The sequence below is a fragment of the Rudaeicoccus suwonensis genome, from assembly GCF_007829035.1.
Classification (GTDB): domain Bacteria; phylum Actinomycetota; class Actinomycetes; order Actinomycetales; family Dermatophilaceae; genus Rudaeicoccus; species Rudaeicoccus suwonensis.
Genome location: NZ_VIVQ01000002.1, coordinates 312,028 through 333,994, shown reverse-complemented (window position 1 = coordinate 333,994; position 21,967 = coordinate 312,028). Strand labels below are relative to the sequence as shown.

The following is a 21,967-nucleotide window of genomic DNA, read 5'->3' as shown; positions in this document are numbered from 1 at the left end:
CGTCAGGCGTGCGGCATTCACCGAGCGCCGTTGCACGCACCGCACCAGTGCAGGCGAAGCCTTTCACAATCCCTGCCGTATGACGCTGCAACGGTCGTCAAAGTGCGCTGACCTGACCGCTGAGGTCTTCCGAAGCGCGGGCGACGCGGCTGATCCGACGGCCGCGCAGCGTCCGCACCTGACCTGCGACGTACGCGAGTGCACTAATGGCACCCACGAAGAAGCCCACCGGCAACTCGGTGCGATAGGACAGCGCGATCGCTGCCCACGCCGTCGCGACGGCGATGACCACCGACAGTCCGAGCGCGGGCAGCGGCCGGTTGCTGAGCGAACGTGCAGCCGCGGGCGGTCCGATCATCAGGCTGAAGATCAGCATCGACCCGACCACCGGAACAGCCATCGTGGTCACGAGCGCCACGACGACCAGGAAGGCCAGGTTGATCGCGCCCGTGCTGATGCCGCGCGCTGCGGCGACCTCGGGGGCGACCGAGGACAGCATCAGCGGGCGATACAGCACAGCGATCGCGACGATGCACACGAGCGCGAGCACGGCGGTCGGCAGCAACTTGTTGCTGGACACGCCCAGCGTCTCGCCGAACAGCAACGCATAGATCTCCGGCGCGTATTCGCTGGTGCGGGACAGGAAGAGGTCGCCGGTTGCGAGCATCAGCACGATCGTCAGAGCAGTTGCGACGTCGGAGCGGCCACGGCGGCCGAGTGCGGCGATCAGCACTGCGCCGGCGACGGCGAAGACCCCCAGACCGAGCAGCGTGCTCGCGCCGACGAGGACGGCACCGGCAGCCCCGGCGAAGGCGCCGTTCGGTATGGCGTGGGCGGCGAAGGCCGCTCCACGTATGACGGTGAAGAAACCCACCACGCCCGCGACGACCGCGACGATGGTGGCGGCCTCCCAGGCGTTGAGCATCCAGCTGGCGAACATCACACCACCTCGCCGACGGTGGTGGTGCGATCGGTGAAAGTGCCACGGGTGCGGTGCTTTTCGCGCACTGTCGCGACCGCGCCGGCCAGCAGGTAGCCGAGGAACAGCACCACGACGATGCAGAAGCTCACCGGCCAGCCGTTGCCGTTGAACCAGTCGGTCGTGTCGTAGGCGATCAGCGTGCCGAGCCAGCAGGCGAGCACGCCGGTGCCGGCCGCGACCAGCACCGCACTCGACGTGCGCTTGCTCAGCCGCAACGCTGTCGCCGCGGGAGCCACGAGCAGCGCAGTCGACAGGATCGCCCCCACCGTCACCGCCGACATCGACACTGCCAGAGCCAGCGCCAGCAGGTAGCCCGTGCCGACCAGTCGCACCGGCACGCCGCGCGCGGCAGCGACCTCGTGACTGATCGAGCTGAGCAGCAGCGGGCGGTAGAGCAACACGATCAGGCCCAGAGACGCCATACCGAGGCAGGCCATGACCGTCGTGATGCCCGGCGGCAGCGTGAAGATCGAGCCGAACAGCACGTTGACCGCCGCTCCCGTCGTGCTGGAGTGGATGGTGTCCTCGTAGAGGAACAGGGCGGCCAGGCCCAGGCAGGCGCCGAGCACGATGCCGGTCGCCAGATCCCGGCCGCGTGCCTTGCGGATGCCGATCAGCTCCATGACACCGGCGGCCATGACGTTGAAGACGATGAAGCCGTACAGCGTCGGCACCCCGACGAGAAATGCCGCCGAGCCGCCGGCGGTGCCGATGTCGGACAACGCGTGGCCGGCGAAGGACTGACCGCGGATCACCGTGAACACTCCGACGACCCCCGACACGATCGCGGCGATCGCTCCGACGACGAGCGCGGTCTGCACTGCTCCGGAGGTGAGGAAGCCGGGCTCGAGGAGCGCGGACGCGGACATCGTCATACGGCACGTCCGGGGTGATGCAGCCCGTCGGTGTCGGCGGGATCGCCGCCGGAGACGACCAGCACGCGGCCCTGCGCTCGGATCACCTCGACGTCGTGGCGGTAGAGCCGGCTGAGGGTGCCGCTCTGGATCACCTCGTCGGTGGTGCCGGACACCGCGCGTCCGTCGGCGAGGTAGACCACCTGGTCCATCGCGCGCAACAGCGGATTCATGTCGTGCGCGGACAGCACGATCGCGACACCATTGTCGCGGGCAATCCGCGCCAGCAGGTCGACGACCTCGGCCGCCGAACGGATGTCGAGATTGGCCAGCGGCTCGTCCAGCAGCAACAACCGGGGCCGGCTGATGAGGGCCTGCGCGATCATCACGCGTTGCTGCTCGCCACCGGAGAGATTGCCGACCCGGTTGTCCGCGAACCGTGCCGCTCCGACGGCTTCGACCATGTCCTGTATGGCGTTGCGGCGGTTGCGACTCGGCCATCCCGTGCCCAGCCGCTGGCCGTCGAGGCCGAGGCCGATCAGGTCGCGTGCGCGTAGCGGGAGGTCACCGTCGAGGCTGATCTTCTGCGGCACATATCCGATCGCGACACCGCCGCGCTCGCGGCTCGGCGCGACCTGGACCTGCCCGCTGCCGGGGTTGATAAGTCCGAGCAGCACCCGCAGCAGCGTCGTCTTGCCGGCGCCGTTCGAGCCGATCAGTCCGCAAAAACCGCCGGGGGGCACGGCGAAGGTCACGTCGTCGAGGATCATCCGGCCGTTGAGCCGGACGGTCACGCCATCGACCGCCAGGACGTTGTCGGCGGCCGGTTGCAGCGGGGTCGTGGCGGTCACAGCCGCTGGGTGGATTGGCCGCTGGTGACAGCCTTTTCGATGGCGTTGAGCTCGGCCATCATCCAGGACTGGTAGTCGTAACCCGGCGTCGGCATCGTCTCGTAGACGCCGACGACAGGCACGTTCGCAGACAGCGCCGTCTGGCGGATCGAGTCCGTGAGCGGGTCGGTGACCTGCTGGTTGTAGCAGAAGACCTTGACCTGGTGTTGGGTGAAGAAGCCCTTCTCCAGGGCGACATCCTGCGGGGTCGGGTCGGTGCCGTTCATGATGTCGGCCTGGAACCGCCAGGGCGTCACGTTGTCGATGCCCATCGCCTGCAGCAGGTAGTCCGCGACCGGCTCGGTCGTGGCGACCTTGGTGCCGGCGTGCGTGGCCTTGAACGCCGCGATCGCGTTGAGCCAGGGCTTGAGGGAGGCGGTGAAGGCCGTCGCGTTTGCGCGGAAGGTCGCGGCATGAGCCGGGTCGAGGGCGGACAACTGGGTGGCCAACTCGTTCGCGACTGCGGGCATCGTCTTCGGGTCGTACCACAGGTGCGGGTTCGGCGTGGAGTCCGGCAGGCCGAGCAGCTTCTGCACGTCGATGACCTTGCGTGCGGAGTTCGGCGAGGCGGAGGCCATCGAGGTCATGAAGGTGTCGTAGCCGACGCCGTTCTCGATCAGCAGGTTCGCCTGCGCGATCTCACGGCCGACGCTCGGCGTCGCCTCGTAGGTGTGCGGGTCGGTGTTGGGGTTGGAGTCGACCGAGTGCACGCTCACATAGGCGCCGCCGATCTGCTGCGCCACGTCGCCGTACTCGTTCTCGCCGGCAACGATCGAGATCGTGCCGTGGCCCGAGGAGTTGCTGCTGGCGCGCGCGGAGGTGCAGCCGGCCGCGGCTCCGGTGACGCCGAGCAGCGCTATGCCAAAACCTAGTGTTTTCAACCCGTTACGCATGTGTTGGTTCCCTCTGTCGTCATCACCGGACGCCGCCGGTGCGCATCAACTGCGGGCGTCGGTTCATGCCGCAGCGGGCCGATTCTCGGATCAGCCGGGCACACTCTAACCATGTATTAATAATCATTCCCGTTAGCAACCTGAAGATTGCCCGAGTCCGGAGCGTCTGGCCGGCGTTTCCACGCCTGCTGCTGACGCAGGTCTCGCGTGCACCGTGCGTGCACCGTTGCCTCGCTCTCGCGCGCTGCCTTCCACTCCCGCAATATTCGACGCCAGGGCGGTTATAGGCGCCACTGGAGCAAACTTCGACGCAACGAGAGGTATGGCGCGGCTGCCGTTAGCCCTCGTCGATGAATCGGGCTATCGATTCGCGCAATGACGAGCGGTCAAGGCCGTGTGCGCGTCGGTGCTGTGCCGCTGTCCCGTACTTGCGCAACTCGCGCTCGCGAGATGTCCCGAGAGCGAGTGTTCGGTGGGCCATCCGCGTCAGGGCAGCATCGACCGCCCAGGCGGAGGTACCGGCCAGATATGGCTCGACGAGCACGACGTCCGCGGTGCTCCTGTCGACAGCGGAGCGCAGCGCGACTGCATCGAACGGACGCACCGTCGCGGCATGCAGCACGGCGAGATCCATGCCTTCGATCGCGGCGAGGGTGTCGGTCAGCATCGGCCCGACCGCGATCACGACTCCGCTCCGCCCCTCGCGCACCACCTCGAAACCATTGTCGCCAGAGAGAATCCGCGCGCTGGACGTGTCGTTCTGGTGCTCCTCGACGCGGACGTAGTGACGGCCACCGGCGCGCATACCGTGCCGGATGACAGCGTCGACCTCCGCCGCTGTGCCGGGCACATGGATCGACCAGCCAGGCAGGGTGTCCATCAGCGCTACGTCACCCGGCGATTGATGAGTGCGGCCGCCGGAGGCGATGTCGAAGGACCCACCTGTGGAGACCAGGACGCCATCCACGTCTTGGTGTCCGAAGTCGAGTTTGACCTGTTCAAAGGCTCTTTCGACAAGAAACGACGCAAACGTGTGAACGATCGGACGCAACCCACTCAGCGCAAGACCGGCCCCGACGCTCACCAGGAGTTGCTCGCGGATACCGACGTTGAGCACCCGCTCTGGGTGCTCCGCCTCGATCTCACTGAGCAACTGGCCCGAGATCTCGGCATACACGATCGCAGCCCGGTCATCCGAACGGACAATGTCCGCAGCTGTTTCCGCAAACGTCTCTCGCGTGCCAGTCGTCATGACTTCGCCTCCACGCGCGCGACCACGACGGTCGGCATACCGCTGCGGTCATCGCCCAGCGCGTCCGTCAGCGCCGCATGATCGCGTCCGTCAACTGATCTCGTACGCCAGCGATTCGCTGAAAAACGTTGCGCTATAAGACCGTCCGAGTTGTATGTCGATGACTGGTTGTCGATCACCACGACCGTCAACGCACCAAGCCCGATGCCGGCGGCAAGCTCGATCGCCTCTGCATTCGACCCTTCGTCGAGCTCGGCATCGCCCACCAGCACCACTACGCGGGAGTCGATCCGTTGTGCTCGGAGTCCGGCCGCCACCCCGACGCCGAGGGGCAGGCCATGGCACAGAGAGCCGGAGCTGATCTCGACTCCTGGCACGAGGGTGCGATCCGGATGGAAGCCGAGCGGAGAATCGACTCGCCCCCAGGATCGCAGCCAGTCGACCGGAATGAACCCCTTGGCGGCGAGCACCGCGTAGTACGCCATCGGGCCATGACCCTTTGACAACAGAAAGCGGTCGCGTGTCGGGTCATCCATGCGGTCGGGTGCGATGTCGAGCACGTGGTCGTACAGCACCCAGAGCACATCGAGAGTGGAGGTCGCTGCAGCAGAGTGTTTTTCGTCGCCGGTCATCAACGACATGAGTGATTCGAGCTGTGCGCGTGCGTTGTCGGCGAGGGTCTGCGTCATACCTCATAGACTGCAAGTTGAAGTGAGCTTGAAGTCAACAGCCCACACAGATTCGCTAGCCGAGCTGCGTTGGCAGTGAGGCGAATCCACGCAACACACGAGTGTCCCGACGACGCGCACCCGGCAACACGCGCATCGAGGGGAATCGGTCGAACAGGCTGCGCAGGCCGACCTCGCCCTCCATCCGTGCCAGTGCCGCGCCCAGACAGAAGTGCCGCCCGGCGGAGAAGGCGATGTGGTCGCGCGCGTTCTCGCGGGTGACGTCGAAGCGTGCCGGTCCGGTGAAGACCTTCGGGTCGCGGTTGGCGCCGGCGAGCACTGTGGTGACGAACGATCCGGCGGCGATCGGCACGCCGACAACCGTCGTGTCGCGCACGCACGCCCGCCCGGTCAACAGGACTGGCGGGTCGAGTCGCAACACCTCATCGACGGCATTCGGCCACAGGTCGGGGTCTTCTCGCAGAACCTGCAGCTGATCGGGATGACGGTCCAACAACGCGATGCCGTTGCCGAGTAGGTTGACCGTCGTCTCGAATCCGGCGGCCAGCACCAGACCCGCAGTCGCCTTGAGCTCTTGATCGGACAGCGCGCCCTGCTCGTCGCGCGCCTGCACCAGTTGACTCATCAGGTCGTCACCTGGGTGCTGCCGCAGGTGGCCGATGTGCTCGGTGAGCCATACGTCGAACTCTGCGAGGGCGTCGTTGACATCGCGGAACCGGTGCCACGAGACCCCCATGTCGAGGCTGGCGGCAGCGGCGGTACCCATCTGCAGCACTCGGGCCTGTTCGGACTGCGGAACGCCGAGGATCTGCGAGATGACGGTCACCGGTAGCAGTCCGCAATAGCTCTCGACCAGATCGACCGGGCGCGTCGGATCCAGCGAATCCAGCAGGTCATCAGCGATCTGTTGGGTACGCTCGCGCAGATTCATCACGGCTCGCGCGGTAAACACCCGTGTGACCAGCTTGCGGTAGCGCGTGTGATCGGGCGGCTCACTGACCAGCAGGGACGGAGCCTCGACCGGATGCAACAGGCCCGATGAGGACCACTCGATCAGCCGAGTCAGGCGACTTCGGGACGCGGCTGGTGTGCCGGTCTGAAAATCGTTGCTGCTGAGCACTTCTCGCACGGCGTCGTGGTCGGTGGTCAGGTAGGCGAACTGGCCCTTGATCACGCGGCCCTCGGAGCGCGCCTGCTCGATGAGGGTCCAGACCTCGTCCTCGCGGTCGGATGCCGCGGCGAGGATCAGCTGCCCCTGGGTATCCCCTTTGCGCGCGGCCATCCGCATGCCAACCCGCGGCACCCCGTGCAGTGCTCCCCAATGCACTGCCTCGCGGGCCCACTTCGTCGTTGCATCGAAGGTGGTTGACGGCCACCGAGCGGTATGACGGGTGGCCGGCCGATCGTCATACGTGGTCATGGCCGCTATGTTACGCACGCGTAACCTTGCGTGGAAGGTGTCGCGGGCTCGTCCCGGCGGCGCGAATGCCCCCGCTACGGGCGACATCGTTGTCGGTGCCAGCACCTACGGTGGACCCATGTCGAGTCTCCTGACAGGGCCACCATCCGTCGATTCCACGTCTACGGAGGTCGTACGCGTCGCGATCGTCAATGACTTCGAGATCGTCGCGGCCGGGCTCGCGGCGATGCTCGAGCCGTTCACCGACCGCGTCGAGATCATCGAGGTGGCCTCGCTGCTCGAGGTCGCCAGCGAGGTCGACGTCGTTTTGTATGACGCGTTCAGCCGTGGCCGGGTCGTGGGACCGGTCGAGAAGACCGTCAACATGACCAGCGCCCGCGTCGCGATCTATACCTGGAATCTGCATGAGCAACTCGTCGCTGAGGGCCTCGCGAATGGCGCGGCCGGGTTCATCAGCAAAGCGATCGCGGCGGAGGATCTGGTCACCGCCATCGAGCAGATCCACGCCGGCCGGACCGTCGTGCACCTGCCGGTCAACGCCGAGCAAGAAGAGCAGGCGACGTCCAAAGGCGCGTGGCCGGGCCGCGAATTCGGATTGACGGCAAGGGAGTCCGAGGTACTGGCGCTCGTCGCCAGTGGCCTGTCCAACCAGGAGATCGCCGAGCGGATCTACATCAGCATCAACTCGGTGAAGAGCTTCATCCGGCACGCTTATCGCAAGATCGAGGTCACGAGCCGCTCCCAGGCCGTGTTGTGGGCGATCCGGCACGGCTTCGTTCCGCGCAGCGCCCGCACCCGGACGAAGCCGGCGCCCGACACGGCCACACGCCCTGCAACAAGGCGTCCCGGATCCTCTCCGGGCTGGCCGCGTAACCTCTGACACGTTGCAGACCGCCCGGGCGACTCGTCCGACATCCTCTCCAGGAGTAGCCATGACCGTGACCCATCACTCGGAACCCGAACCGGCGCGGGCCACCACCCCGATCCAGTTGTCGGGCCACTTCGTCGAGAGCCTCGGTGACCAAGCCGTGCCGTATGCCGAAGCGCTCGTGGGCGTCGCCGATCTGGTCGGCACGGTCGAGCGTGCGCAACTGGCCGATGAGCTCAGTGCGGTGCAGGAGCGTTTCGGTGTGCCCTCCCCGCCGATCGAGTTCAAGGCGCTCATCGAGATCATGCTGGGCTCCGGCGGTTACATCAGCATCGTCACCGAGAACACTCTGCTGGCCGGTGAACGCAATTACGGCGGCGAGGGTGAGCCGGTGCACTCCGACCCCGAGTCCGAGCAGCGCGCGATCTACTCCTGACGCGTCCTCGCGTCTCCGGGTGGACTCACCTCGGCGATATTCGACGCCAGGGCGGCAATAACAGCCGCACTGTCGAATATCGGCGGGACTGCTCTTGTGGAGTTCGACGCGCGGGCGGTTATCACCGCCCCACTGTCGAATATCGAGCGAAGCTTCGCGCCTACTCTTCGTCGGCGTCCGGCGTCTCGTCGGTCCGCACCGCCTGCACACCTTCGATGTCCGACAGCGAGGACACCAGCGGGCCGGCATCTCCGGAACCGACGAGGTCCACCGACAAACGCACGAGGTCGTCGTTCTGCGATCGCGTTGTGGCGACGTGTGTCACGACATACCCGAGGCTGGTGATGTGGCCGAGGATCCCGCCGAGCAAGCCGTGGCCATCGAGATATTCGACGTTGAGATGCCGCCGACCTTCCTGCTCGGAACGCAGATTACGCAGCAACAGCGGATACCCGCGCACGATCAAGAAATACGCCGCCGTCACGAAGACGGCGAGCAACGGCAGCCCCGCGCCACACGCGGTGCCGACCGCGGCGCTGATCCAGACGGCGGCCGCCGTCGTGAGACCACGCACGTTGTCGCGCCGTACGAAGATGATGCCTGCGCCGATGAAGCCGATACCGGAGACGATCTGCGCCGCCATACGTGAGGGATCGAGCACGACGTTGCGGCTGAGCACGTCGGTGAAGCCGTACTTGCTGACGAGCATGAACAGTGCCGAGCCGAGCCCGACGATGGCGTGTGTTCGCATTCCGGCGCTCTTGCGTCGTAACTCGCGCTCGAGGCCGATCGCCGAGCACATCACCAGGGCGAGGGCGAGTTCGACGAATTGCGCCCAGCCCTGACCGGTCGGCTCGCTGAACGCGACGCCGGCGGCCATCACGTGCACGGGGACTGCTCTGGGAGGTTGACCGAAGCCCAGTCGCCGAGCTCCTTCATCGCCGGCAACAGCGCCTCGCCGGCGGTCGTCAACGAATAGACGATGGTCACCGGCGGCCCCTCGTGCACCACGCGCTGCGCGAGCCCGGTCTGGGTCAGGTCGCTCAGTCGGTCCGACAGCACCGAGTCGCTGATGCCGACGACGGCGCGCTTGAGTTCGGTGAAACTGGCCGGTCCGTCGGTGAGGGAGGCGAGCAGCACGCCGGTCCAGCGCTTCCCGAGGAACTGGAACGCGCGCGTCAGTGCGGCGTTGCAGGTGCGCGTGTCATGACGCTCGGGTGTGGGCATGACGTAGATCATACTCGGCTTCGAAATCAGCTGATACTCTTATTTTCGAAGCGACATTCACAAAAGGAGCACTCATGACGATCGACACCGCCCCGATCACCCTGCCGCGTCTCGACGAGGACGCTCTGGCGACCCTCTTCACGGAGGCCCGGACAGCCAACAGCTTCGCCGACACCCCCGTCACCGACGAGGAGTTGGAGAGGATCTGGTCGTTGGCGAAGTGGGCTCCGACCGCGGCCAACACCCAGCCGTTGCGCGTGCTGTTCGTGCGCCCGGGCGAAGGTCGCGACCGGCTGGTGGAGCGGATGAGCGAGGGTAACCAGGCCAAGACCGCCTCCGCCCCCGCGGTGGCAGTGCTTGCCGTCGACTCGGAGTTCTACGAGCACATCCCGCACGTCTTCCCGATCCGCCCCGAGATGAAGGACCAGCTCGCAGCCAACCCGAGCGGCACCGAAGCGATGGCTCGCTTCAACGCCACCCTGCAGATCGGCTACTTCATCCTCGCCGTTCGGGCGGCCGGCCTTGCGGCGGGCCCGATGGCCGGCTTCGACGCCGAGGCCGTCGACAAGGAGTTCTTCCCGGGCGGTCGCCTGCACTCGCTGCTCGTCGTCAACATCGGACACCCCGGCGAGCAGGCGTGGTTCAACCGACTGCCGCGTCTGGAGCACGAGGACGTCATCAGCTGGGCCTGACCGGCGCATTCCATCGCAGTTCGCTGCGGCGTTCGTCATACGCCTCGGACACGAGATCGACGAAGCGCCGCAGCGGCACGGTCCCACGGAATCCTGACCGCACGTCGGTCACCTGAAGCGCACGCGCCGCGACCTCGGCCTCACCGATGACGGCGATCACCGCGTCCCGTCGTGCCCGGCTGGCTCGGATACGCCCACCGAGCGAGCCCTGCGGATCCATCCGCGCACGTATGCCGACGGCCACCAGGGCGTCGACGATCTCGCGTGCATCGCGGTCCTGTTCCGGCCTGACAGGCAACACGCACACCTGAATCGGCGCCAACCACAACGGCATTCGACCCTGATGGTGTTGCAGCAATGCCGCGGTGACACGTTCCATCGCCCCGACGGTCCCGCGGTGGATCATCACAACACGCTCGCGCGAGCCGTCCGCCGCGTCGTAGGTGAGGTCGAAGCGCTCCGGCTGATTGAAGTCGAGTTGAACTGTTGCGATGGTCTCCTCGTGACCGCGCTCGTCGCGCACCTGTAGATCGAGTTTGGGCCCGTAGAACGCCGCTTCCCCCTCAGCCTCCACGAGAGGTATGGCGATGTCGTCGAGCCCGGCCTCCTGTGCCGCGCGTCGCAGTGCGGCCTGCGCGTCTCGCCACATCTGCGCATCGCCCAGGTATGCCGCGCTGTCATCGCGCTTGCTCAGTCGCACGTAATCGACTGGCAGTCCCAGGATCTGCTGCGCTTTGAGCGCGGAGCGCAGTGCCCGCGCCGCCTCGCCGGCCACCTGATCGGGCCGGCAGAACACATGGGTGTCGTCGAGGTTGATCTGCCGCACACGGGTGAGGCCGGACACCACGCCGGAACGCTCCGCACGAAACATCGGAGCGAGTTCGTTGAGCCGGATGGGCAATTCGCGGTACGAGTGCCTGCTGGCGCGATAGGTCAGCGCGTGATGCGGACAGTTCGCCGGGCGCAACACGAGTTCGTCCGGGTCGTCGTCGCTCCCGCCGAGCCGCATCGCGGGGAACATGTCGTCGGCGAACTTCGCCCAATGGCCGGACTTTTCGAACAGCGCGCGCTTGCCGAGCACCGGGGAATGGACCGAGATGCAGCCGTCGGCGCGGGCGATGTCGCAGGCCAGTCGCTCCAGTTCGTTGCGGATCACCGAGCCCGCCGGTAGCCACAGCGGCAGGCCGGCGCCGGCAAGCGGATCTCCGGCGAACACCTGCATGGACTGGTTGATCTCGCGGTAATCCTGCGAATGTGGTTGTGCTGATTGATCGTTCATGGGCTGGACTCCAGGTCGGGTTTGCCGGAGCCGGCGGTCCTGGAACGCGAAATCGCCCCCGGGTCGTGGCTCCGGGGCGAGGGTGCGGGTTGGTTCAGTGCAGCCTGGCAGCGCCGGAGAGATCCGGCGTCGTCGTGTGTTGCGCGCGCTGCATGGGTAGCAGGCTACAACCGCAGGAACTGCTTGAGCCACCGAGTTGCGGTGAGGTCAACGGCGGGCACGCACCGCGTGTCGGCGCGGTTGCGTCCTAGCTCGACCGCGTGGCGGCAGGATGAGCCCTGATGAGCCATCAGCACCACCAGGGGGCACGCACATGTTGAAGCGCGCATCGGAGTCTCGGCTGCTCGCCATCGCTACGGGTTTCGTCGCGGCGATCGTCCTGCTCGTCCTGGGCGTCGGCGGCTACCACCTGCTGCACAAGGACGACGCACCTCGCCCTGTGGGGCAGGCCGACCCTGGTGGCCGGTTGGCTCAGCAACTTCGTCTGACGTTGAAGGCGCTGCCCACCAGCGTCCACGTCTTCGACATACAGCAGCTGGCGCCGCGGTGGGATGGCTGCGACGACATCCGGTCCACTTTTGGGTGGGACGACGTGACGGTCGACGCGAGTGTCGACCACGTCGCTTCCCCTGACGCCTTCGTCGCGTCGGTCAACCGCTCGTTGCGCGCGATGGGCTGGACGGTGACACCGCCATACGGGGGCGGGCAGTGGGGATGGGACAAGAAGCTCGCCAACGGCGAGGAGGCCGAGCTTCAGCTCGTCGGTGGTCCCGACGCGCGGCCGTCGTCCCCATGGGACTACCAAGCTGTCGTCGCAGCGGCCACCCATCCGGTCAGCGGCTGCTGAAGCGGGGCCCGGCGTAACCCTCGCGAAAATACTTTCGACACAACGGAACCCGGCGCTGCGAGCTGTATGCCGCAGGCCCGGTTCCGGTCGATGCTGGTCGTCAAAGGTGTGACGTCATCGGTCAGCGCTCGAAGTGGGGCACCGACCTCTGGGCCTCCGTCGAGTCATTGTTGGCCTCGGATGAAGGGACGTGCGCGGCGCTGATGGCGTAGACATAGAGCGACAGGCCTGGCCCGGAGTCGGCTGCGGGCAGGGTGAGCGTTGCGTTCCCGCTGCTGTCGGCAGCGATTCCACCACTGATACTTCCCGTGAAGTTGTAGTCACAGGTGGTGCTGCTCGGGATCGGCTCTTCCCCGGATGCGAGGGACCAAACGAATGCGACCGCTCCAGACGAGCTCAGAGCGTAGGAACCGTTCGGGTTCTGGGTGATGGTCGGCATTGCCGGGGCAGTCGGGTCGACGACGAATTTCAGGTAGCTCGACCACTGTGACGTCTCTTGCGCGCTGTCCGTGTCGAGGCTGATCGCTTGTGCGCGAACTTCCCACGCGCCGGCGGTCATCGGCTCAGGGTTGGTCGCGTCCGTCGTCGACGCGTCCCAGGTCGCTAACGCATTGGTTACACCTTGCGCCATGATCGGAGTTTGCGTCTGGTCGAACAGTTCGGGTGCCGGATTGGTCGAGTCGCCCTGATACAGCTGGAAATTGATGCCGAGGGGTTCACTGTTCCCGCTCGGATTGTTGTCGGTGGCTGAGGCGGCGAAAGTCGGTGTGGTGGTGTCCGAGTAGATCGGCTTGCCCGGGCACGCGACCTCGTCGTTGCCGAGGTTCACGCTGCCCGCCACCAGGGTCGGGGCGTAGTCGAAGTACACCTCCGCCGTCAGGTCGCTGCCGACGTTCGAGAAGCGCTTCAGGCCGTGGATGTAGCTCTCGTTCGGCGAGACCAGCCCGAAGTTGATGTTCGTCTGGTGCGCATTTGCCATCCGCGCAAAGACGTTGACCACGTTGCTGTTTCCGAAGGTGACGTTGGCGGGATAGTGCGCCGACGAGCCGGCGTTCGACGACCTGGTCTCCAGTGTCCGCAGGTTGCTCGGGCCAGGCCAGGTCGTCGTGCTGCCGAAGGTGCCGGTGCTCTCCAGCGTCACGGGCGTCGGTGACGCGATTGCCGACCAGATCTCGTCGGCGTAGATCGTTGCGCCGGTGACCTTGACGGTGCCCGGTGCGGCGAACGCCTGGGTGTTGAAGTCGAAGAACGAGCGCGCCGCCCCGGCGCCGTTGCAGCCCTTCAGAGTGCAGTCGCCGACAAGTAGGTCTTCGTCACTGTCGTCGTAGTAATGGGTGCCGTTCGCGAAGGTCGTCAGGTGGTCCGACTGATAAGCCGTGAACGTCGGATCGATGTACACCGGGTAGCGCACGTTGGCACCGGTGAGTGCGCTCTTCAGCGGTGCCAACGTCAACGTGCTGCCGCTCGCTGCCGAGTGCAGTGCGTTCGGTATGCCGGTCACATTGGCGCCGCCCGGGTCGGTCGCGGTGGGCGCAGGTCCGGCGAGTGGATTGCTGGCCGAGTCCCACATGACCGGCGCGGAGGCATGGAACTGCTGGCTGCCACCGGTCAGTGACAGGCCACCATCGCTGCCGCGTGTGAGGGTCATGCCCTTGGTGGTTGCGGAGATGCGCAGTTGAGCCAGGTGGGGGTTCGCCGCCGCTGCGGCATTGTGGACGACGAGGGTCTCGGTGTAACCACTCGCCGTCGCGGTCAGCACGAGATCGACACCGGCATACACGTTGCGGTAGGTCGCACTTGATCCGGACAGCGTCGGCGCCGGAAGCGTGAGGGGCAGGCGCAGCGAGGTCGTGTGGGAACCGCTGCCGAGTATGACGGTCGGGCCGTCGCCGCCGCCGCTGAATGCGACCTGATCGGTGGTCGCTGCGGGCCGGATCATGCCGTCTGCGCCCCGGCTCAGCGTCGTGTCGATCGAGACCCAGCTGCCTCCTCGCTGCACGCGTACCGGGCCCTGTGACACATCGAGCTTGAACTGGCCATTCGGCAGCGCGGTGAGCTGACTGGTGGCGGTGGTCTGGCTGTTCACGACGACGGCGCGGTGGGTGCGCGCAGCGAACTGCGATGCCGGGCGCAGCGCCGCCGGTATGAACGCTGCCGCAGCGGCCTGCTGCGCAACGGAGGTGTGATGTGCGGGGACGGCAGCGCGAGCAGCCGAGCCGGTCGCCAAGGCGGCGCTGGCAGCCGCAACTGCGACGACCAGCGTGGTGGGCACCGTTTTCTTCAACATCGGGTGCGCCTTTCAGGGCAGGGAAGACCGCATCGAACGACTTTCGCCGTCGGTTGGTCCAGTGGGTGATGAGGCGTTGCCTGCCAGCGTGCATTCTGACGTCGACGTGACCCCCAGTTGTCGAGGATCGTCCTATCAGGAATATGTCAGTCCGGAACAGTCATATCGACGCATTCTCAGGCGATTGGAGGCTCTTGTTCAGACTCCTTCAGACCGGGCCTCGCACTGTGCCCATTGTCGATCGAACTTGTCGTTCGATCCGGGCACCGATCACTGATGGCCATTTCTTGCTTAGCGATGTCACTTCACGGCGGTGGTTGCCGCAAATCTATGGGCGACGAGCGCCGGTCGTTCGGGGCCGAGATCGCGCTCATCCACGCCGCACCGCGCACTATGTGCCTCGCGTCATACGCCCGCATTGGTCGCCGATCGACGCTGACAGTCACCACTTGCGATCGTCCCGGGGCACTGGTCACGCGTAGCCGGGATCGAGACCATTCGCTTCGCGCCTCGTGCTGTCTGTGGATAACTCGCTGTGGTAGTCAAGTTGTGGATAAAATGTCCGAAAACAACTGGTACCAAACGAAATTCGTGATTCCAGCCTCTTGCACTTGACTCGAACATTTGTTCTAATAGACGTAGTCGCACACCAAGGAAAGGAGACCGGACATGACCATCGACCACGTCCCGTCATTGCCGGAAACTCCCCTGCCAGCGTCAGCCGCGGATGCCGCACCAGCAGCCCCAGGTACGGCTGGTGATCTTCTCGCGTCAGCGCAAGCGTTCCTGCAGTCGCTGGATGCGTGGCCGGCGGCGATGCACCACCTCGGCGATGCCGATCTGAGCGCGCTGGCGGCGGTGATGCTGCACCTGAGCCGCCGCGCCGAGACCATCACGGCAGTCGCCACCATCGACGCAGCCGAGCGGGGCACGATCGCCCAATCGACTGCTGCGTCGATCACACACTAGGTCCGTGCACTCACCCCGGCATCAATCGTCACCAAGCCCGCGCGATCGCCGAACTCGCCGGCGCCGCACGAGACAACCGCAACAGTGCGATCACCACAGCCGTGCGTGAGGGTGCCGTGTCCGTCACGACAGCAGCGACCGCGCTGCGCGAAGCCGCCAAGATCACGCCACTGTTCCCCACCGTCGAACGCTCGCAGATCCACTCCTGGTACCTCGCCCTGGACGACCCGACACCCCACACATTGCGCACGCTCACCCGGCGCGTCATCGCCGCATTCGGTGAACACACCCTCTCCGACGACGAAGACCATCACCAGCAGGTCGAAACCCTGACCTGGCAAGAACTTCCCACCGGCATGATCCGACTCATCGCTGACCTGTCACCAGCACACGCAGCGATCGTCAAAGAAGCCCTCACCACCACCAGCGCACCACACCCGACACCCGACACGGCCTCTTCCCCACCCGCTCCGGCGACATCATCGACCCCACCACCGCCAGACAACTCGCCTGCGACGCCGACCTGATCCCCGTCGTCCTCGGCAGCAGATCCGAACCACTAAACGTCGGACGCCACAAACGCCTAGTCACCGCAGGCCTGCGCACCGCCGTCATCATCCGCGACCGCCACTGCACCTTCCCCGGCTGCGACCGACCACCCCAGTGGTGCCACGCCCACCACATCCACCCCTGGTGGGCCGGCGGACACACCACCCTCACCAACACCGCACTCCTATGCCCCCGCCACCACACCATCGTCCACCGCAACAACCTCACCGCCCACGCCACCAACCACACCGTCACCTGGGACCCCACCCCCGGCCGAATGACACACCACATGGCCCACCCCCGCGCCGCCTAAAACTCAGCACGACCTGGCCGAGGCCGGGCACGCGCGGGTGGCTCCGCCGGGGAAACTCGGCTGCATGCTGAGTCCGCGCCTTTCGGCAACTGGCAACGAATTCCTAGTTCCACGTACGTGACGGGTATGCCGTGGATGTTCGGAAAGAGTGCCCGCAGCAGAAAAGCGCCGACGCTTGCGGATCACGCGCTGATAAGGTCCCGCTCGTGAATGTGATGCGGCCTTAGGCAAATCCGCAACAGCCTGCCCTCCCCGTCAATCGGAGACCCGCAGGCCGGATTTGTCCTACCCATTGGCGAGTTTGTCTCGTCCTGCGCATCCCAAAGGAATCCACTTCATGACCGGCACGACTCGTGTCGGCAGCTATCGCAATCTGCTCACTCAACCCGGGGTGCCCCGCGTAATGGCACTCGCCGACCTCGGGCGATTGGGCTACGCAATGCTGCCGCTTCTCTTTCTGTTCACCATCGCCGACGGATCGTCGTCCTTCACCACCGCCGCAACCGCGATGGCGGGCTTCGGCTTCGCCAGCTTCACGATGCCCGCCAAAGGCCATCTGATCGACCGCTTTGGGCAACCGCGCTCATTGACGGCGATGGCTGCGCTGTCGGGTGCCGCACTTCTCACTGTGGCGGTCATCGACATCACCAAGACATCAACTCCACCCGTCGTGTGGATTGTGTTGGCCGTTGTTGTCGGGCTCTGCGCCCCGCCGCTCGGCCCCTCGGTGCGAGCCCAATGGCGTCGCATCGCACCCGATCACCTCGACTCCGCATACGCCCTTGACGCCACCATCGAAGAACTCCTGTGGCTGCTCGGACCGGCGTTGGCCGGAGTGCTCATCTCGACCGCTCCACCGGCCGTCGGTCTGCTGCTTGTTCCGCCCGTATTGATGATCGGCGCAATCGGCCTCGCAACCTCACAGTGGCGTCCGCCGCAGCAGAGAATGAATCCGGCTGAGTCGAGCGCATCCAACACGCGGCCCGTGGCGATGAATCGGCGCTTGTGGCCGGTACTTATAACGATGTTGGGGACGGGCCTCGGTGGTTCGCTGCTCATCATCGGAATCGCGGCCGCCGCGAACCATCGCGGTCATCGCGTTCTTGCAGCGGTCGCCGACGTCGCCCTCGGTGTAGGTGGGGTCGTCGGCGGCGTCGTATGGGGGAAGCTGCGTCGGACGGCACGCGCCGGGCGGAGTATGAAGGTGCTGCTCCTCATTTCAGGTTCGGCTGCGCTGCTCGTCGCTGTGTTCAAGGACAGCCCGGTCACCGTTGCCGCACTGATACTTGCGGGCGCCGCCTCGGCACCGATATGGGTGGTGGCATACCAAGCTGCGGACGACGCCGTCGCAACTGCCAAACGAACAGAGGCCAGCACGTGGGTCACGACGATCGCGAATCTCGGAACATCCGCGGGCACTGCGGTCGGCGGATTCGTCAGCGCCCGCACCAACTTCACTTTCACCCTCTTGATGCCGGCCGGTGTCATGACGCTGACGGCGGTGGTCACCTCAATCATGTGGACGCGTGTGAGCTCTACGAACTCGTCACCTCAACAAACGGGCCAGAACGAGGTGGTTCACGAGATGCCGAAGTAGGGCAGACACGGTGCAAGTCCGGTGACCTGAACCTCACCCACGCCGGGCCACTCCGAGCGGGTGAGTCGCAGGTGGGTCAGCTCGACGACGCGATCGCCGGAATCGTTGAGGCTGACGCCATTTGGGCGATAGCCGAGGTGACGGCTGACGCCCAAGGACGCCGCATTGCCGGATCCAGCCGAGGTCACTGCCGCGACAGCGCCCAGATGCTCGAAAGCAAGAGCAAGCACTGCCGTTCGCATCGCGATCCCGATGCCCCGACCACGGTGGCTCGTCGCCAGCCACGAGCCGGTGTCGACGGTACGAAGCCTCGCGAAGCCATCCGCCTCGAGCGTCTGTATGCCGACGGCCTCACCGGCAGACAGGACGGAGAGATCCAGGATCCACGACTCCGGCGACCACAGGCCCCGGTTGCGCCAGATTCCCTGTCGCAGCAAGCGGATTCGCTGGGCGTGAGCGCTCAAGCCCTCGATGAGCTCCGACCGCGGGTCCTGCTCGGCATCGTCGGGAAAGACAGCTGCGAGAGCGTCGAGGTCGGCATCGCGCACCGGCCGCATCGTGAGCGTCGGTGTGGTGATGCGCAGGCCGTCGAACGGCCAGCCTGCTGATTCGAGCATGGCTCCAGTGTGACGCGGCTCAGGCCGGCTCCGGCACGCGCACCGTCGTGGTGACGGCGGTGAGAGCCGGCGTACGCGGTGTTGAGCTGAATCCGAAGTCAGGAGAGGGCTGCACGGGTCTCAAGGCACCCAGATCGACGTCGCCGAACTCGCCGCTCACGCCGGTCACCGCCCTCACCTGCCGCGCGCTGTAGAACTCCTGGCGCCCGTTGCCGGCGCTGCCGACGGTGCGCACGCCCGGCATGGCGACACGAGCAACAGGATCGCACAGTCGCGCGAAATGCGTTGACGCAGAGACGCTTTCCGGAATCGCTCCGAGCAGTCGTCCCAGCATCGTGACTCTGCCGATGTCAGCCGTCAGCCGCAGATCACCGGCCGTCACCACGGCCACCTCGTCATCGACCCGCGCATTAACGGCCACGATCTGCACCTCGTCGAAGCTGTAGGTCGAGCCGACGTATGACGCAACGGCCTCGTTCGGGGCCAGCAGCACGCGTTGCCCGTCCGGCATCGCGATCATGCAGTCGCTGAAGCTTCCAAGGGGTGACAGGGGCCAGATACCGACCACGACGCGAATGCCGGACGATGTGCCCGTCCCGAGAATGTGGCCACGGAAGACGTCGGTGCGAAAGCCCTTGTGATGCTTCATCATTCGACGAGCGACCGACGCGGCTGGTCGAAGTGGTGCACCAGTGGCGGCAGCACGAGCAGCATCCCTGCCGACCAGGTCAGGTGGATGATCACCGGGCCCTGCACGCCACCGGTCACGTGTCGGTCGAGGCCGGTCACCACGCCCAGCAGCCCTGCGGCGAACACCAGCATCGGGTTGCCGGTCGCGCACGTGACGACGGTGTAGACAGCAGTTGTCGACACCACCGGATGCAGCACCGGCAGATCGAGCGCGGCATACAACGCACCGCGGAAGAACAACTCCTCGGTGACACCGGTCACCAGCGCCAAGCCGACCACCACCGGTAATGATCCGTCGCGCGCGTGGTCGACGACCGACTCGACGCGTTCACGCAACGGCCGGATCTGGCTGGTCAGGACAGCGCCGGCCGCGAAGACACCTGTCGCGCCCACACCGATCAGCAACGGCCACAGCACCGGTCGCGTCACACGACCTTGCGGCATACGTGAATATCCGGCGTGCAACCGAGATGCGCTCAGGGCCCCGCCGGTCCAGGTCGCTGCAAGCACGAGAGTCCATCGCTGAAACTGTCGACCACCCGACGGGCTGGTGATCGCCCGGCGCAACACGGGGGCTCCTGCAACCATTGTGACCGCGCTGACGATGCGAGCACGACGCAGCGCACGCCCGGTCAGCACGTGGTCGGTGATCGGCCGTAACCATGGCGCCTGCGCGGCGCTGTTGCGGGCGGCGGCGAGTGCAGTGGTCAGCGATCGGGTCGATGAGAGCACCGCCCCACTGTCGCACGGCATCACCGTTCCGGGTGCTGCGCTACCCCACAGCGCTGCCATAGCGTCGCAAACATGACCCAGAACAGCCCGACGCAACGGGTGCTCGTGACCGGAGCCAGTGGCTATGTCGGCGGACGCCTGATCCCTCGGCTGCTGCAGGACGGCCACCACGTGCGTGCCGCCTTCTTGGAAAGCGAAGATCCAGAACGCTTTCCGTGGTCCAGCGATGTTGAGATCGTCCGGATGAATGTCCTCAAGGCAGACCAGGTCCGCGCGGGAGTCGACGGGGTCGACGCTGCTTTCTATCTGATCCACGGGATGGGCGGCGACGACTTCGTCGAGAAGGATCGCGCCAGTGCGCAGATCATGGCGGATGCTGCGCGGACGCACGAGGTGCAGCGTCTGATCTACCTGTCCGGCATCGTCCCCGAGGTCGACGAGGACGAGCTGTCCGACCACATCACGTCTCGGCGTGAGGTCGAGCAGATCCTCACCGGCAGCGGTATCCGCACCATCGCATTGCGCGCGGCGATCTTGTTGGGCTGCGCGTCCACGTCATACGAGATCATCCGGCAGGTCTCCGAGCGGCTGCCGATCCAGACGATCCCCACCTGGATGAACTCGCGGGTGCAGCCGATCGCTGTGGTCGATGCGATCGAGGTGCTCGCCAATGCGCTTGCGGTGCAATCAGATTCACGGTCTTACGACATCGGCGGCCCGGAGACCCTGAAGTATGCCGAACTGCTGGACCGCTTCGCGCGGGTCGCCGGGATCACCCGTCCGCAGGTCACCGTACCGCTGCTGCCGACCGCGCTCGTCGGCAAGCTCACGGGGTTGATCGCGGACGTTCCTGCGCCGACCGTCGAGGCGCTGGTTGAGAGCCTGCATCACGACATGGTCTGCCACGAGGACGACTTCCGCCGCGACCTGTTGCCCGCGGGTTACGAACTGGTGGGCCTGGATGAGGCGTTGCGCCGCTCGCAGAGCACCGACGTCGACGACGGCGACCCGATGGGCCCACTCACGACCGACCCCGAGTGGGCCGGATGAGCAGCCAAGGCGAGTCGTGATGCGCCGGTCGTCACCTGACGTGCGGCTGTTGCACGTCGTCGTTCCCGCACGGGACGAGGAAGCACTAATCGAGCGCTGCCTGCAGTCGGTGCAGTCGAGTCGACTCCATCTGCGAGCAACGGCAGCTGAAATCGCGGTACGCACGACCGTCGTGCTCGATTCGTGCACGGATCGCACCGCATCGATTGCCGCGCGATTTCGGGAGGTCGACCTGGTCGAGGTTCGGTGCGCTTCCGTCGGCGCTGCACGCCGGAAAGGCGTCGAGCAAGCGCTCCACCGACTGTCCCCACTTGATGCTGGGCAGGTGTGGGTCGCCTGCACGGACGCCGACAGCGAAGTGCCGCCCGGATGGTTGGCCGGTCAGTTACGGGCGGCACGCGACGGGTATGACGCACGCGTGGGCACCGTGATCCCGGACGGAGACGTCTCTTCGCCCAGCGTGTACCAGCGCTGGCGGGCGCGTAGTGATTTCTCTGACGGGCATGCGCACGTCCACGGCGCCAACTTGGGATTCAGCCTTTCCGCGTATCAGAGGGTCGGTGGATTCACGGACGTCGTCTGTCATGAGGACGTCGTCCTGGTGCACGCGATGCGCACGGCCGGGCTGCGTCTGTTCGCCGGTGGTGATGACCCTGTCGTGACCTCCGGCCGACGATCGGGCCGGCTGCGCGGCGGCTTCGCCGACTATCTGGACCGATTGGAGGCGTCCGCCGGTTGAGCCGATACCCACCCCTAGGAATGGTTTTTTATCGCCGTTTCGGTGGGTGGATGGCTCTCGGGACATACTCGAAGAGCAAGCATCTCCGATAGGAA

24 protein-coding genes are annotated in these 21,967 nt (G+C 66.0%); 10 read left to right on the top strand and 14 right to left on the bottom strand.

Features of this window, described 5'->3' with window-relative positions:
* Window positions 1–97: 97 nt before the first annotated feature.
* From BKA23_RS12780 to BKA23_RS12750, 7 genes are all read right to left on the bottom strand, one after another.
* Window positions 98–940, bottom strand: a complete 843-nt coding sequence (locus BKA23_RS12780) for a metal ABC transporter permease (protein WP_145229045.1) — start codon at window positions 938–940, stop codon at window positions 98–100.
* The gene (locus BKA23_RS12775; RefSeq protein ID WP_211841715.1) at window positions 940–1,857 is read right to left on the bottom strand and encodes a metal ABC transporter permease; all 918 of its coding nucleotides are present in this window, start codon (window positions 1,855–1,857) and stop codon (window positions 940–942) included. The genes BKA23_RS12780 and BKA23_RS12775 overlap by 1 nt, the downstream gene beginning before the upstream one ends.
* Complete coding sequence (locus BKA23_RS12770) at window positions 1,854–2,687, bottom strand: metal ABC transporter ATP-binding protein (protein ID WP_211841714.1); 834 nt, start codon at window positions 2,685–2,687, stop codon at window positions 1,854–1,856. The genes BKA23_RS12775 and BKA23_RS12770 overlap by 4 nt, the downstream gene beginning before the upstream one ends.
* Window positions 2,684–3,619: a metal ABC transporter solute-binding protein, Zn/Mn family gene (locus BKA23_RS12765; protein WP_145229043.1), complete on the bottom strand. Its 936-nt coding sequence runs from the start codon at window positions 3,617–3,619 to the stop codon at window positions 2,684–2,686. The genes BKA23_RS12770 and BKA23_RS12765 overlap by 4 nt, the downstream gene beginning before the upstream one ends.
* A gap of 337 nt (window positions 3,620–3,956) precedes the next feature.
* Complete coding sequence (locus BKA23_RS12760) at window positions 3,957–4,871, bottom strand: transketolase family protein (RefSeq protein WP_145229041.1); 915 nt, start codon at window positions 4,869–4,871, stop codon at window positions 3,957–3,959.
* On the bottom strand, window positions 4,868–5,560 hold the full coding sequence (locus tag BKA23_RS12755; RefSeq protein WP_145229039.1) for a thiamine pyrophosphate-dependent enzyme: 693 nt from the start codon (window positions 5,558–5,560) through the stop codon (window positions 4,868–4,870). The genes BKA23_RS12760 and BKA23_RS12755 overlap by 4 nt, the downstream gene beginning before the upstream one ends.
* Before the next feature lie 55 nt (window positions 5,561–5,615).
* Window positions 5,616–6,980, bottom strand: a complete 1,365-nt coding sequence (locus BKA23_RS12750) for a cytochrome P450 (protein ID WP_145229037.1) — start codon at window positions 6,978–6,980, stop codon at window positions 5,616–5,618.
* Between the two features lie 118 nt (window positions 6,981–7,098).
* Between BKA23_RS12750 and BKA23_RS12745 the strand changes: the two genes are divergently transcribed.
* Window positions 7,099–7,860 (top strand): response regulator transcription factor, encoded by a 762-nt coding sequence (locus BKA23_RS12745; RefSeq protein ID WP_145229035.1) that lies wholly within the window; start codon window positions 7,099–7,101, stop codon window positions 7,858–7,860.
* A gap of 52 nt (window positions 7,861–7,912) precedes the next feature.
* On the top strand, window positions 7,913–8,284 hold the full coding sequence (locus BKA23_RS12740; protein ID WP_145229033.1) for a hypothetical protein: 372 nt from the start codon (window positions 7,913–7,915) through the stop codon (window positions 8,282–8,284).
* A 160-nt stretch (window positions 8,285–8,444) separates the two neighbouring features.
* Here BKA23_RS12740 and BKA23_RS12735 read toward each other — a convergent pair whose 3' ends face one another.
* Together BKA23_RS12735 and BKA23_RS12730 are read right to left on the bottom strand one after the other, a co-directional pair.
* Window positions 8,445–9,164 (bottom strand): MgtC/SapB family protein, encoded by a 720-nt coding sequence (locus tag BKA23_RS12735; RefSeq protein WP_145229595.1) that lies wholly within the window; start codon window positions 9,162–9,164, stop codon window positions 8,445–8,447.
* On the bottom strand, window positions 9,164–9,511 hold the full coding sequence (locus BKA23_RS12730) for a winged helix-turn-helix transcriptional regulator (protein WP_145229031.1): 348 nt from the start codon (window positions 9,509–9,511) through the stop codon (window positions 9,164–9,166). The genes BKA23_RS12735 and BKA23_RS12730 overlap by 1 nt, the downstream gene beginning before the upstream one ends.
* Before the next feature lie 74 nt (window positions 9,512–9,585).
* Here BKA23_RS12730 and BKA23_RS12725 point away from each other — a divergent pair, with 74 nt between their 5' ends.
* Window positions 9,586–10,203 (top strand): malonic semialdehyde reductase, encoded by a 618-nt coding sequence (locus tag BKA23_RS12725; RefSeq protein WP_145229029.1) that lies wholly within the window; start codon window positions 9,586–9,588, stop codon window positions 10,201–10,203.
* Here the strand turns inward: BKA23_RS12725 and BKA23_RS12720 are convergent.
* Window positions 10,190–11,482 carry an aminoacyl--tRNA ligase-related protein gene (locus BKA23_RS12720; protein ID WP_145229027.1) on the bottom strand — a complete coding sequence of 431 codons (1,293 nt, stop codon included), beginning with the start codon at window positions 11,480–11,482 and terminating at the stop codon, window positions 10,190–10,192. The genes BKA23_RS12725 and BKA23_RS12720 overlap by 14 nt on opposite strands.
* A gap of 313 nt (window positions 11,483–11,795) precedes the next feature.
* Between BKA23_RS12720 and BKA23_RS12715 the strand changes: the two genes are divergently transcribed.
* Window positions 11,796–12,329: a hypothetical protein gene (locus BKA23_RS12715; protein ID WP_145229025.1), complete on the top strand. Its 534-nt coding sequence runs from the start codon at window positions 11,796–11,798 to the stop codon at window positions 12,327–12,329.
* Window positions 12,330–12,450: 121 nt separating this feature from the next.
* Here BKA23_RS12715 and BKA23_RS12710 read toward each other — a convergent pair whose 3' ends face one another.
* Window positions 12,451–14,616 carry a hypothetical protein gene (locus tag BKA23_RS12710; RefSeq protein ID WP_145229023.1) on the bottom strand — a complete coding sequence of 722 codons (2,166 nt, stop codon included), beginning with the start codon at window positions 14,614–14,616 and terminating at the stop codon, window positions 12,451–12,453.
* A gap of 669 nt (window positions 14,617–15,285) precedes the next feature.
* On the opposite strand from BKA23_RS12710, the gene BKA23_RS12705 reads away from it, so the two are divergent.
* The 4 genes from BKA23_RS12705 to BKA23_RS12690 all read left to right on the top strand — a co-directional run bounded on the left by BKA23_RS12705 (window position 15,286) and on the right by BKA23_RS12690 (window position 18,044).
* Entirely contained in the window at window positions 15,286–15,585 is a 300-nt protein-coding gene (locus BKA23_RS12705) for a hypothetical protein (RefSeq protein WP_145224661.1), read from the top strand.
* Between the two features lie 116 nt (window positions 15,586–15,701).
* Complete coding sequence (locus BKA23_RS12700; protein ID WP_170226313.1) at window positions 15,702–16,112, top strand: hypothetical protein; 411 nt, start codon at window positions 15,702–15,704, stop codon at window positions 16,110–16,112.
* Entirely contained in the window at window positions 16,064–16,447 is a 384-nt protein-coding gene (locus BKA23_RS12695) for an HNH endonuclease (protein ID WP_145229593.1), read from the top strand. The genes BKA23_RS12700 and BKA23_RS12695 overlap by 49 nt, the downstream gene beginning before the upstream one ends.
* A 337-nt stretch (window positions 16,448–16,784) precedes the next feature.
* A complete protein-coding gene (locus BKA23_RS12690; protein WP_145229021.1) occupies window positions 16,785–18,044 on the top strand; it encodes an MFS transporter in 1,260 nt (419 codons plus the stop codon).
* Here BKA23_RS12690 and BKA23_RS12685 read toward each other — a convergent pair.
* The 3 genes from BKA23_RS12685 to BKA23_RS12675 are packed head-to-tail and all read right to left on the bottom strand — an operon-like array spanning window position 18,026 to window position 20,083.
* Window positions 18,026–18,661 (bottom strand): GNAT family N-acetyltransferase, encoded by a 636-nt coding sequence (locus BKA23_RS12685; protein ID WP_145229019.1) that lies wholly within the window; start codon window positions 18,659–18,661, stop codon window positions 18,026–18,028. The two genes, BKA23_RS12690 and BKA23_RS12685, sit on opposite strands and share 19 nt — an antisense overlap.
* A gap of 19 nt (window positions 18,662–18,680) precedes the next feature.
* Window positions 18,681–19,310 (bottom strand): hypothetical protein, encoded by a 630-nt coding sequence (locus tag BKA23_RS12680; protein ID WP_145229017.1) that lies wholly within the window; start codon window positions 19,308–19,310, stop codon window positions 18,681–18,683.
* Complete coding sequence (locus BKA23_RS12675) at window positions 19,310–20,083, bottom strand: CPBP family intramembrane glutamic endopeptidase (protein WP_170226511.1); 774 nt, start codon at window positions 20,081–20,083, stop codon at window positions 19,310–19,312. Before BKA23_RS12675 ends, BKA23_RS12680 begins: the two co-directional genes overlap by 1 nt.
* A gap of 72 nt (window positions 20,084–20,155) precedes the next feature.
* On the opposite strand from BKA23_RS12675, the gene BKA23_RS12670 reads away from it, so the two are divergent.
* Both BKA23_RS12670 and BKA23_RS12665 read left to right on the top strand, forming a co-directional pair.
* Window positions 20,156–21,133: an NAD(P)H-binding protein gene (locus tag BKA23_RS12670; protein ID WP_246104647.1), complete on the top strand. Its 978-nt coding sequence runs from the start codon at window positions 20,156–20,158 to the stop codon at window positions 21,131–21,133.
* Window positions 21,134–21,152: 19 nt separating this feature from the next.
* The gene (locus BKA23_RS12665) at window positions 21,153–21,872 is read left to right on the top strand and encodes a glycosyltransferase family 2 protein (RefSeq protein ID WP_170226510.1); all 720 of its coding nucleotides are present in this window, start codon (window positions 21,153–21,155) and stop codon (window positions 21,870–21,872) included.
* The last annotated feature ends 95 nt before the right edge of the window (window positions 21,873–21,967 follow it).